The organism is Vibrio superstes (assembly GCF_003569005.1).
GTDB classification, from domain to species: Bacteria; Pseudomonadota; Gammaproteobacteria; order Enterobacterales; family Vibrionaceae; genus Vibrio; species Vibrio superstes.
The window spans coordinates 1,335,494-1,348,407 of record NZ_BCUR01000004.1; the positions used below are offsets into that span (position 1 = coordinate 1,335,494).

The 12,914-nt window shown below is 43.5% G+C and carries 8 protein-coding genes; 7 read left to right on the forward strand and 1 reads right to left on the reverse strand.

The window, feature by feature from the left end:
• The first annotated feature begins 564 nt into the window (after positions 1-564).
• The 3 genes from D5I41_RS14115 (at position 565) to D5I41_RS14125 (ending at position 3,988) form a co-directional block, all read left to right on the forward strand.
• A complete protein-coding gene (locus tag D5I41_RS14115; protein ID WP_235868920.1) occupies positions 565-2,013 on the forward strand; it encodes a YiiX/YebB-like N1pC/P60 family cysteine hydrolase in 1,449 nt (482 codons plus the stop codon).
• A gap of 30 nt (positions 2,014-2,043) precedes the next feature.
• Positions 2,044-3,144, forward strand: a complete 1,101-nt coding sequence (locus tag D5I41_RS14120) for a hypothetical protein (RefSeq protein WP_235868921.1) — start codon at positions 2,044-2,046, stop codon at positions 3,142-3,144.
• Positions 3,145-3,289: 145 nt separating this feature from the next.
• Positions 3,290-3,988 (forward strand): DUF2202 domain-containing protein, encoded by a 699-nt coding sequence (locus D5I41_RS14125; RefSeq protein ID WP_119010327.1) that lies wholly within the window; start codon positions 3,290-3,292, stop codon positions 3,986-3,988.
• A gap of 213 nt (positions 3,989-4,201) precedes the next feature.
• On the opposite strand, the gene D5I41_RS14130 is transcribed toward D5I41_RS14125, so the two are convergent.
• A complete protein-coding gene (locus tag D5I41_RS14130) occupies positions 4,202-5,377 on the reverse strand; it encodes a MerR family transcriptional regulator (protein ID WP_119010328.1) in 1,176 nt (391 codons plus the stop codon).
• A gap of 730 nt (positions 5,378-6,107) precedes the next feature.
• On the opposite strand from D5I41_RS14130, the gene D5I41_RS14135 reads away from it, so the two are divergent.
• The 4 genes from D5I41_RS14135 (at position 6,108) to D5I41_RS14150 (ending at position 12,869) form a co-directional block, all read left to right on the forward strand.
• Positions 6,108-7,163: an efflux RND transporter periplasmic adaptor subunit gene (locus D5I41_RS14135; protein WP_439959658.1), complete on the forward strand. Its 1,056-nt coding sequence runs from the start codon at positions 6,108-6,110 to the stop codon at positions 7,161-7,163.
• Complete coding sequence (locus tag D5I41_RS14140) at positions 7,160-8,254, forward strand: efflux RND transporter periplasmic adaptor subunit (protein WP_119010330.1); 1,095 nt, start codon at positions 7,160-7,162, stop codon at positions 8,252-8,254. The genes D5I41_RS14135 and D5I41_RS14140 overlap by 4 nt, the downstream gene beginning before the upstream one ends.
• Positions 8,251-11,391: an efflux RND transporter permease subunit gene (locus D5I41_RS14145; RefSeq protein ID WP_119010331.1), complete on the forward strand. Its 3,141-nt coding sequence runs from the start codon at positions 8,251-8,253 to the stop codon at positions 11,389-11,391. The genes D5I41_RS14140 and D5I41_RS14145 overlap by 4 nt, the downstream gene beginning before the upstream one ends.
• Positions 11,392-11,684: 293 nt before the next feature.
• Entirely contained in the window at positions 11,685-12,869 is a 1,185-nt protein-coding gene (locus D5I41_RS14150; RefSeq protein ID WP_162892841.1) for an MFS transporter, read from the forward strand.
• The last annotated feature ends 45 nt before the right edge of the window (positions 12,870-12,914 follow it).

The window sequence follows — 12,914 nt, forward strand, 5'->3', positions numbered from 1 at the left end:
AAGCATCATTTGAGCTTATGCCTATACCCCATTGCGCCTTTTAGAATTGCAACCCTGCACACGCTATCTTTATATTAGGGTTCGAAAAGTGTGGTGGTCGGGCACCATGCTACGCATCGTTTTTTAAGTAATTCGGAATAACGATGGTTACCTGTTCGGTTTTGATCATGTGAGATTCAGCATAGAAACTTTGCAGCACGTCTCAGCTCACAACGCTTCCCTCTGTAGAATATGGGATGAATACTTCCCCAACTCTTAAATCCCTCAATGAGTCATGGCGTCATAGTCACACAGCCTGTTTACAATAAGCTGTTGTGACCGCCATAATGAGCACTGTGCGCAACTAGCGTCGTTTCGTTCCATTTGGATATTAATGGATGTGCACTTTTCTATACTGCGAGTTCAGGTTAAACATCGGAAGTAAACACCGAACACGCATATCCATAGACTTAGGCAGGGAGCGCCTGAATATTGTACGTCACACAAAATACCAATCTCTTAATTAAAACGTTGCTTAGATACCTAGGGGCGTTGCTGTTGTTATTGCTTAGTGGGTGTTCATCATTGAAGTATTCAACGGTGAGTGAGCAAGAGGAGTTGGCACTATGTGCTGATCCAAATTACGAATGGAGGCCAAAGTTAACGCCAGAGCAAATTATTAATACGAAGGCTATCCGCAGTTCAGTTAGTGATTACATTGCATTGAACGAACAACTGTTATCTCATCGCGAACGGATGTTTGTTGAGATTGAATCGTTGAAAGTGGCCTATTCAGAAGATAATCCTATACCATCTAAGGTACTAAACAGACTGAACCAAAAGTTAGCGGAAAGTGTTGAACTCTCCTATCAATTCGAAAACGTTTTGCAAAACAACTACTGTTGGTATGGCAGTCTCGAAGATGGGGAACAGGACTATTCATCGTTTATCGGCTTTATGTTAGAGCTATCAAGCGCATTGACACTCTATGATATCTACTTACAAGTTTATAGCACGGTGTACGAGAATCAGCGTCTAACTCGCTTCCTAAATCAAGGCGATAAGGGCTATGAAAAACCGCCAAATTCTTTGTCCTTGTATGCTCAGAATATCCAAGATTTTGCTAACTTGAAGAGATTGTCAGAACAGGTTGCTTTTTATCAAGATAACATCACCTACTATCCAAAGATCATCAACTCCTCGCAGCTGTGGTATTTAAAGCTTAATATTGAGCAAAGCCCTACTTTTCAAAAGATCCCTGACATGAAATTGAGTCAGGTGATGTCCAAACGCTTTGGTCATAATGTCGATATTGCCGCTTACGATTTAGAAGAGCTGAATCGCTCGGCAGTCAACGGAATTAGTGGCTTCTTCGGTAATGTGACTGGCTTGTTTGAATCGAGGAAGGGCTATCTCTACAACTCCCCCGAGGTTATACAAGATGTTAGTTCGCACCTAAAAGCGGGGGATATTTTGTTAGAAAAAACGCCTTTCCGGCTAACGGATAAAGTGATTCCTGGCTATTGGGGTCATGCGGCTGTTTGGGTAGGCAGTGAAGAGGAACTCACTGCTCTTGGTATTTGGGACCATCCTATTGTGGTAAAGCACCATCAACAAATACGTGACAGGGAAATGGTCGCAGAAGCGTTGCGCTCTGGAGTGCAACTCAGCTCTCTTGAACACTTTATGAACATCGATGACCTAGCAGTGATACGCGTAAGCAATCAGACACAAGAGCAAAAGCAGCAGGCGATTATTAATACATTGCGTCAGATAGGGAAGGAGTATGACTTCAATTACGATATAGAAACAACAGACAAAATAGTGTGCTCTCAACTCGTCTATATCGCCTATAGTGACATCAATTGGTCAACAGATAGGGTCGCAGGGCGATATACCATCAGTCCTGATGCGATTGCCACTCAAACGATAACTAATGAACAGGTTAGTATCGAGCTTCTGTATTTGTCCAATAAGCGAGTAGACCAGGATTTGTCGCTACAAATGTCGAAAGTTTTGTTGGCCGAAGAGTAAAACCTCACTTTCATTTGGGAAGGGATAACCTTGTATAAGAAGTTTTTAGTCAGCTTAATGCTACTGTTTACCGGCGGTGCAGTATCAGGGGAGGTGGATAACTACTACGGTTGGGGAAAAGAATTAAAAGATGAAAAAAAGGCTTTTAATCAATACCTGAACGTGACGGTTACCCAAGTTTTAGTTGATCAGAAATCCAAATTTTCTACAGCGCAGTGTCCCGATGTTGCTGAGTGGATAATGCGAAATCTTGGTGCGCAACGATATCCTCTAGCCTATCGAGGCGTGTTAAACTCAGATATGGAAATCTGGGCTCAAGAATCCCCTTTGTTAGATCGGTTACCTGCAGTTGGAGTATCTTTAGACCAATATGCTTTGGATAGTATCTATTCCCCAGTGATGCGCACGGCTGGTATCAAAACCGACCTTGACCATATTACTAATGTGAACGGCACATATATTGGCACGGATAAAATCAGCCATTTTTTGGGATCAGGCTATGAGTACTACAAGCGCTACCGAAAAGCGATTCACTCAACATCACCGGAACTGGCACAGATGGAAGCTATTGCGTGGGCTGACTCGATGGAAGGTGGATTGTTAGGAATGAAGGTAGTCGGCGTCTACTCCTATGCTGATCTTGAAGCCAACTATCAAGGCTTTTTGTTTGCGAAGAATCTGTGTGATAAACCGTATATCAAACAAGTGGATTCACAGTGGCTGTTGACGACCCCTATTGAAGTAGAAAACTATGTTAATCCCAACTGGGATGAGTCCTTCAATGTCTCAGCATACAGTAAGTCCAGGCTAGAGAGTGTAAAAAATAACCTAATCAACTTGCCCGTTTGTGAATTGAGAAATGGGGCTTGGGTAACAATGCAAACAGAGCAGTATAGGCTGTTCGATCATTCCCCGAGATCAAAGCAAAGCGACTATTTAAATACGAGCTTTTCAGCGCAGTTGTTTTACTTGGCCCAACAATACAAATACGCACCTGATACATTGACTGCTGAGTATTTGCACTCCCAGTTCAAAGAGCTGAATATTACCCAATCTCAACTCGTGGCATGGGCACGAAACGTAAGTGCACCATTGCAGTCAGACTTTACACTGTCAGCGCTTTGCCCATAAGAGGCATGGACTAAGAGCGCAAGTATAGCTATGGGCTTGATTAGAGGTAATTGTTCCCTGTTATCTTTTGGTTTGAGTTGTATTTCCGGCCTCTAAACAACTAATGTTAGTAGTGACACCATTGTAAATTATGTGGGTGGTTACTATGAAAATATTGAGCGTTAGCCTTGCATTTTTGTTGTTGCTTACCTTAGCGTCGAAAGGCGTTTATAGTGATAACAAACAAAGGGGTTATGAAAACTTGTCTTCAGTACATTTTGTATCTGAAGCTATTAGCGAACACGAAAGACTTCATTTGATATTTATGCGTGAAGAAGAAAAACTTGCTCGTGATGTTTATATAAAACTAAGCATTGAGCACCCTGAAACGAAAATATTTGGCAAAATTGCAATAGCTGAAACTCATCATACTGGTAGCGTTTTTGATGCGTTAATGCGATTTAATATCGACGATCCTGTTGTGAATGAGAACGTTGGAGTATTTTCAGGGGAGGAGTTTGGTTCGTATTTTACTGAAAAATATACAGATCTTACTAACCAAGGGCTATCCAGTGAGTTGGATGCGCTTTATGTGGGAGCCTTCATCGAAGAACTCGATATGTTAGACATAAAGACTTGCCCGAAAGTGATGATAGAAGAAATCGACTCAATTAAAGGCTCGAATGATTGTGGTTTAGTCTACACAAACGATAAAGTGATTAGCTCGCTTTACGGGCATTTAATCGCAGGTTCGGAAGCTCACCTCAAAGCCTTTGTTTATAATATTGAAAAATACATAGGAGAAGGTGCATATCAAGCGCAGGTTCTCCCTCAAGAAGATATTGATGACATTTTAGGTCGATAAAGAGAATGACATCTAACCTAGTAAGCAAAGCTACTGTATTTTAAATATAGTAGCTTTGCTTTTTTGAACCGGGCCAGAAAATGTGGACTTCGGAAAGGGAAGGGATTATGCGGCCGGTTCTCTTTGAGCATGTGGATTACAAACGAGCCAGCACACCCTGTCAGATCTAGTAAATTCTTGAACTGAAAATAATAGATTGCGTACTCGCTAATCTTATTTAGCAGCCTTCTGGATAATAAACATCTCGTAGCCAAACTCACTCAAGTAGCGCTCAAAGATGCTGACTTCTATTTTGATGTCATTGAGCGCATTGGAGTCGGGCATGCTTGGTGCTAACTCGATGGCTCTTTGCTTCAATGGTAGGTAGTAGTTTTCCCATGCTTGTTGGCTTAGCGGGAAATGTTCAACAACTTTATAGCCTGCCGCTTTTATCTGCTCCAATCGAGCATCAACGCTCACCATGTCAGGGTATTCGCCCTTCCAAAACTCTTGTAATTCAGGGGTAGGTGTGTCGGTAAACCATACCAAATCGCTGAGCATCATCACGCCATTGTTTTCAAGCAGCGGTCGCCACTCTTTGAGCGCACTTTTTACACCCATAATGTACGCACTGCCTTCAGCCCATATTAAGTCAAAACCTTTATGCTCAAAGGGCAAGTCGGTCATGCTGGCACATACAGGTTTGATGCGATCGTTTAAACCGTCTCCAGTAAAACGTTCGACTAATCTGTCTAACGCGGACTGCTCGTTATCGACTACCGTGATTGCTGCTTGAGTATTGTTGGCCAATACCGTTGTGGCCAATCCCTTGCCCGAACCTATCTCTAGTATGTTACAACTAGTGAGCGGTACTAAGTTGAGGGCTTTTAGGGTTTCTTGTTCGCTGCCTGGACCCCAGCGGTCGAGTGTTTCGAAGACCTTCATAAAGTCGGCCATGTAGTCTTGATGTTCGTTCATGTCTTTTGACAACCATTTTAATCTGAGGGCTTCTTTTTCTTCAAAGCCTTGTTTAATAAGCCAATCCAAGTGAGCGTCTGGTGCCACTTGATTGGCACTTTCATGCCATGCTCTGTGGTTACCTTCTCCGAGGAGTGCTGCTAACACATCTCTGGAGTGCTGTTTATGCTCGATCTCTTTGTCGAGTTCCTCTAGGCGGTTTAACAATAGTGGTCTGTCTATCTTTGCTTCTAGGCAGCCTTTGCACTCCTTCAAGGTTAACCCTGCCGCTTGTAGCGTCTGAATCAACAACACTCTTTGCACGTCTTTATCGCTGTAGACGCGATAACCATTGTCTAACCTGACTCCACTGATCAGCTTCAGCTTCTCGTAGTAGAGTAAAGCGGTACGTGACAAGCCGACTTTCTGAGCCAGTTCTGATATGCGGTACATAGGGTGATTCCTTACGTGGTTGCCTCTAACTTAAACTGTAAAGCAATAGACAGGTCAACACCAAGTCGTGATTTCTTCTTCTTTGATTTACGTGGAAAAACTCATCAGGTCAGATCAGGCTAGGGATGTTGGGTGAAGAGGTGATGTAGAGAACTGAATGGAACTAACGTTTGAATGGGATAAAATGGCAGTAAAATCCATCTATAAAGTTTCTATTTTAAATAGACGTTATCATTATTAATAAAAGTCATTTATCACTTAGTAGACATCTATGATTGACATTATTTAATAAGTTATGGATATGAGTAATTCAATGTAGTTGAATAATATTCAACCAAAGCCATTATATATTTGAATGCATCTTAATATATAAAATAATACAGATACATAAAGTTATGTTTAGTTATGAAATAGACAGGGTTTATATGGTCAATAAAAACCAATTGAAACAATAGCTTAGGCTGGTTGTTCGCTGTGAATTTAGCATATCTATACACTGAATAAATAAATTGTAATAGCAATATATAGGTCGGGGTGTTTAAATGCTTTCGATCTTTGACTAAGTAGATTAATACATTGAAACTTAATTACTTCGATCATTGTCTCAAAACAAGCATTTGGCTTAGTTCTATTTTTTGTGTTGATGTTAATCATCTTTAAATAAGTTGAGTGCTACCTTTATCTTCGTGCTTATGACTCAGTCATACGCCAGTTCGTTAATGTGAATTAAATGAGAAATAGAGTGTTAGGATCTTATTTTACTCGAGCCTGGGTTATTCCTGTGTGCTTATTCAGTTTAACTGCCTGCGACAATCAACAGGCACTTGTGGCGGAACCAGAATCGAGACCAGCCAAACTTATTATGGTGTCTGCGGGTAGCGACCGCTTTGAGCGCGTGTTCCCTGCTTCCACACTTGCGGGCGATAAGGCCGTTTTGGCGTTTCGCGTTTCAGGGCAGGTGATCAATCTGCCAATCAAAACCGGACAAAAAGTAAACAAAGGTGACTTGCTTGGGCTTTTAAACCAAGAAGAATATGCGCTGTTTTTAGCTGAAGCAGAAGCTGAATATGCCCTTGCTAATGTGCAGCTTGAGCGCGCTAAAAAACTGATCGCCGATCGTGTTATATCTGAACAAGATTACGATCAGGCTGTTGCTGCTGAACAAGTGGCTAAAGCGGCATATGAACAAGCGAGAGCAAATTTTCAAGATACGCGCTTAGTCGCGCCTTTTGATGGCACCATTTCCATGAGGCACATCGATAACTTTGAATATCTTGAAGCTAAACAAAGTGCGATGAATATTCAATCGGACTCTTTGTTGAGAGTGGTATTCCAGCTTCCAAACTCGATGGTGAATCGCGTGAAGGGTGCAGATGCAGAATTTTCTATGCAGTTTGATTCTTACGCTGGTGAGACCTTCCCATTGGTGTTTCAAGAAATTGATACTGAGTCAGATTCCTCTACCGGTAACTATAAAGTGACCATGGTAATGGAAAGGCCAAATGATATTGGGATCATGCCTGGTATGTCAGGTGACGTGACCCTTTCCCTTCCTAGGGCTAACCCTTCAACACTCCCTGATTCTTCAGTATTTCCTTGCGAGGAAAACTGGTGCGTTTGGCGAATTGATGAAGAATCTCGCACAGTTAAAACCCCTGTGATTCTTGCTGAGAATGGACAGTTGATTTCGGGCCTAGATGATGGCGACCAAATTGTGTTGTCAGGTGTGAACCAACTATCAGAAGGCATAAAAGTACGTGAATGGATTAAGGAGAAAGGGCTATGAGTTCTTTCAAATCCCAATCTTTAAAGTGGCTATTTGTACTTGCTACCCCTTATTTCCTGAGTGGTTGTGAACGCCCAAGCGTCGAGCCTAAAACTCGATTGCAAACTGTTGAGTTGCTTCAGCTGGCCACGAGCTCTACTGCGGATGCTTTGATGTTTCCTGCTATCGCGGCGGCTGCAGAGCGTGCACATTTGAGTTTCCTTGTTTCTGGTGAAGTAACAGAAGTACTAGTAAAAGAGGGAGATCGAGTGTCAAAAGGTGACGTTATCGCCAAGTTAGACCCTCGAGATTTTAGGATTGCAGTGCGCAATGCCGAAGCAAGCTACACCGCTATCAATAGCCGATACCAAAGATCAAAGCCGTTACTTGAAAAAGGGTTACTGGCTCAATCAGAGTTTGATGAATTGTCTGCTAAGCGCCAGATGGCAAAGGTAGAGTTAGATTTTGCTCGTTTGTACTTGGAATATACGCAATTGAAATCGCCGATTGATGGCATGATTTCTCGAGTCAATGTTGAGCAGTTTGAGAGTATCACTCTAGGTCAGAATATAGTGAATGTTCACAATATTGATGAGGTGGATGTACTGGTGAAAATTCCAGATCGCTTGTTTATCAATAAACCGTCTCAGCAAGAGATTTGGCAGGCAAAGGCAAGTGTTCAATCACCAAGTGGACAACTGTTTGATGCGACGATCAAAGAGTTCACTACTGAGCCAGATCCTACATCAGGGACTTATACCATCACACTTACCCTGCCAATGCCACAAGATGAGCTCATCTTAGACGGCATGGCGGTTGAAGCCTTTAAACCAAAGAACATATCTGGCATGGAATTAGGTCCAGTTTCTAGCGTGCCTTATCAAGCGTTGATCAATGCGGATGGGGACACCCTCATTCGAGATGAAAAATACGTTTGGGTGTATGACAACAATACAGTAAGAAAACAAAAAGTAACAACGGGTGCAATAACAGGCAACTCAGTGCAAGTTATTGCCGGATTAGAGGGTGATGAAATCATCGTTGTTAAAGGGTTATCGCAATTGCGAGAGGGCGCCGAAGTGAAAGTGACAAATATGGGGGCAATGCAGTGAGTTCTAATAAGAGTGATCAAACCACCGCTCAAACAGATGAGCAAGTAACCGGTATTGCCGCGTATTTTATTCGCAATAAAGTGATCAGCTGGATGATCACTCTTATCTTCCTTATTGGTGGTGCTGCCGCATTTTTCGACCTAGGTCGTTTAGAAGACCCTGCATTTACGATTAAAGATGCAATGGTTGTCACCAGTTACCCAGGGGCAACGCCGGAAGAAGTGGAAGAAGAAGTGACTTATCCATTGGAAAAAGCTATTCAACAGCTGACCTATGTGGATGAAGTTACGTCTATATCAACTCGTGGACTGTCCCAGATCACTGTGACGATAAAACGAAACTACACTTCGGAAGATCTTCCTCAAATATGGGATGAACTGCGCCGAAAAGTCACCGATATTCAGGGTTCTTTACCCCCAGGAGTAAACACTCCAGCGGTAATTGATGATTTCGGCGATGTGTATGGGGTGTTGTTGGCGGTTACTGGCGAAGGCTACTCCTATAAAGAGTTACTTGATTATGTGGACTATCTACGCCGAGAGCTAGAGCTCGTTGATGGTGTCAGTAAAGTGTCTGTGTCTGGTGAGCAACAAGAGCAAGTATTTATCGAGATGTCGATGAAGCGCATGAACGCTCTTGGTATTGCTCCTGAAACGGTATTCAATTTGCTGAATACTCAAAATACCGTGTCATCGGCAGGAGCAGTAAGGGTTGGCGATGAATACATCCGAATCCACCCTACTGGGCAATTTGACAGTGTCGAGCAATTGGGCGACCTCATCATCACTGATGAGAGCACGTCGGGTTTGGTGTACTTAAAAGACGTTGCCGAGATAAAGCGTGGATACATAGATGTTCCTACCAATGTGCTGAACTTTAACGGCAATATGGCGTTAAATATGGGCATTTCATTCAACGCTGGCGTGAATGTGGTCTCTATTGGTGAAGCACTTGATCAGAAATTGGCAGAGTTGGAGTATCAACAACCTATCGGCATCAACATTGATGAGATCTATGCTCAGCCAGGAGAAGTGGAAAAATCGGTAAGTAGTTTTGTGGTCAGTCTTGCTCAAGCGGTTGGTATCGTGATTGTGGTGCTGCTGTTCTTCATGGGCGTGCGCTCTGGGGTATTGATTGGTCTGATCCTATTGCTGACCGTTTTGGGTACGTTCGTGTTCATGAGCTACCTTGGTATAGAACTACAACGTATTTCTCTTGGTGCACTGGTGATTGCCTTGGGGATGCTGGTGGATAATGCCATTGTTATTGTGGAAGGCATATTGGTCGGTATGAAGAAGGGGCGCACTCGACTTCAGGCCGCTACGGATATTGTCACGCAAACAAAGTGGCCTCTACTGGGCGCGACCGTCATTGCGGTAACGGCATTTGCTCCTATCGGTTTATCTGAGGACTCAACGGGCGAGTACTGTCGTACCTTGTTTACTGTGTTACTGATCTCTTTGATGCTGTCGTGGTTCACCGCGATGTCATTGACGCCATTTTTTGCGGACCTGTTCTTTAAGGGACAAAAAGTTGAAGCAAATGAAGAGGGCAGCCAATACAACGGCTTTGTATTTGTCATCTATCGTAAGTTTCTTGAGTTTTGCATGAATCGTGCTTGGCTGACTATCTCAGCGCTAATAGTGATGTTCTGCACAAGCCTGTATGGATTTAGTTTTATTAAGCAGTCGTTTTTCCCTGCGTCTACCACACCTATCTTTATGTCAGATATCTGGCTACCGGAAGGCACGGATATTCGTGCGACTAACGCTAAGCTGCAAGAGCTAGAAGAGTGGTTGCTGGAGCAAGAGGGAGTTGAAGATGTAACGACGTCCGCGGGTGAGGGTTTGCAACGCTTTATGCTGACTTACACGCCAGAGAAAAGCTATGCAGCTTATGGTGAAGTCACCACTCGAGTAGAAAGCTATGAGGTGCTTCACGGTATTATGGCGAAGTACATCGAACATTTGGATACCAACTACCCAGAAATTGATCATCGACTAAAGCAGATTGAGATGGGGCCTGGAGGCGGAGCGAAAATAGAAGCAAGAGTGATAGGTTCCGATCCAACTATATTACGAGAGTTGGGTGCTCAAATTATCGATACGCTTAATAATGATCCTGGCGCTCACAATATTCGCCATGACTGGAGAGAAAGAACCAAGGTTCTAGAGCCGATCTTTAATGAAAGTCAGGCTCGTCGATACGGCATTACTAAGGCCGATATAGATGACTTCTTACAAATGTCGTTTTCTGGAAAAACAGCAGGTCTGTACCGTGATGGTACAACGCTAATGCCAATTGTTGGGCGTTTAACAGAGGAAGAACGCGTTGACTTTAGAAATATCGATAGTCTGAAAATCTGGAGCCCAGTGCTCAATGATTATGTGCCTTTGCAGCAAATGTTGATGGGTTATGAAACCCGCTGGGAAGATCCAATCATCATGCGTAAAGACAGAAAGCGTATGCTGACGGTGTTTGCTGATCATGACATCTTAGGTGATGAAACCGCAGCGACATTGCAGCAGCGTATACAAGAAAAAATCGAAGCCATCGAGATGCCACCGGGTTATAGCTTGGAATGGGGAGGGGAGCTTGAATCTTCAGGTGATGCTAAAGGGGCGCTCGCTTCTAGTATGCCAATGGGTTATCTGTTTATGTTTTTGATTACAGTGGTCTTGTTCAGTTCTGTTAAAGAGCCATTGATTGTATGGTGTACCGTACCATTGGCCATTGTAGGCGTAACTTGTGGTCTGCTGTTGTTTGACACCCCATTTGGTTTTATGGCCTTACTTGGTTTGTTGAGCCTATCGGGGATGCTATTGAAGAACGGAATTGTATTGATTGATCAGATTGAACTTGAAATGCGCTCAGGAAAGGACCCCTATCTTGCAGTAGTAGAAGCCGCAATGAGTCGTGTTAGGCCGGTTTGTATGGCTGCGATTACAACGATACTGGGCATGATTCCATTGTTGCCGGATATCTTCTTTAGACCGATGGCGGTAACTATTATGTTTGGTCTGGGCTTTGCCACAGTACTGACTCTGATTGTGGTGCCCGTGTTGTATAAAGTGTTCCATAACATCAAATACAATGGTGAGCCGACCAAAACGGCTGAGCTAGCGAGCGACGTTTGATAGTTTAGATAACAAATAAGGTTGATCGCGGATTCGCGGGAACCAGAAATAAACGGTAGTGAGTGATTGGATTGCATGGGTAGACGCAACCGGTCATGAGCTGCCGTTTTCGTGTCTAATGATTGCCTTTATCCTTAGTATTCAAATCTTCTAGTAAGCTTTAGCCACTCAACTCCAGCCTAATGAAATATAATTTTGCCCCGGGTTTCATTGTAATTCACTCTCCGGTAGGAAATTATCAATGAATGACATGTACTAAGGTGCATAAATAACGGACCGAGAGAATGGAGTGCATGGAACGAATTTATAGGCGGAATTTAGCCATATTGATGTATGTACTGATTGCCCTTGGTGGCATCGTCGTCGATATTATTGTGCCTTCACTTCCCTCAATTCAAACAGCACTAACAATTAATGAGTCCTTAACTCAGTGGGCGTTTACCGCCGCTATTTTAGGATTTGGTCTAGGACAAATAGCCGCAGGGTTTATTGTCGATGCCTTTGGTCGAAAAGTCCCTATGCTGGTGGGATGCTTTGTTTTACTGGTCGCTCTTTTTGCCGCAGCCAATGCGTCCTCCATATTGATTTTGGTGACACTTCGTTTAGTACAAGGCCTTGCTGTGTCTTTGGTTGCGGTTGGTGGCAGGGCGGCTATCAAGGATATGTTTCATGGTGAAGAGTATTTACGTGCGGTCAACTGGATCACTATATCCTTTGCTCTAGGGCTGACTTTATCTCCTTTTGTGGGAGGTTACCTAGAGTCTCATTTTGGTTGGAGCACGGTGTTTTATGCCTTGATGGGGTGGGTTGCCTTGGGCGGACTATTGCTTCTGGCGTTTTTTAAAGACTCGCACACTCGAACTCGACTCAATGTGAGTTTTGTTAAAGGAAGTCTGTCTGAGATTATTGGCAATGCAAGGTTTCGTCGCGTGGCGATTATCTGCGGCATCCTTTACAGCATCTTACCTGCGTTCAATACCGTAGCCCCGTTTCTAGTACAAGGGACTCTGGGTCATACTCCGATTTTCTATGGCAAGATAGCGCTGTTTCTTGGCGCGTGCTGGCTGGCGGGCAACTTTTGTAATCGCGTATTTTTTTCAGTGGCAGCAGAGCAAAAGGTAAAGATATCCGCTAGCTTTGCGGTAGTGGCCGTGACTCTGGGTATTGCGTATCAGTGGTATTTTGGACTGAGCTTACTCGCCTTTGTATTGCCGGTAGCGGTCGTGATCGTAGCGCTAGGTGTGCTATTCCCCCTATTCTTGGGTCAAGCATTGTCGCCGTTTCCTCACCTAGCCGGCATTGCTAACGCCTTGGTGTTTTCTGCGTGCTGGTTATGTACCGCGCTGATTTCATTTATTGCATCAAGCCTATCAAGCTCTTCTGCTTTACCTTTGTTAAGCATGTACGCCGTGCTGCTGTTGACCATGGTTTTGATTTACCGTCTAGGGCGAGAGCAGTTCTCTAAACCGCAGAGGTAAAAATGCCAGATGGTATGATACCAATCACACTAAGTAAGTGATCAG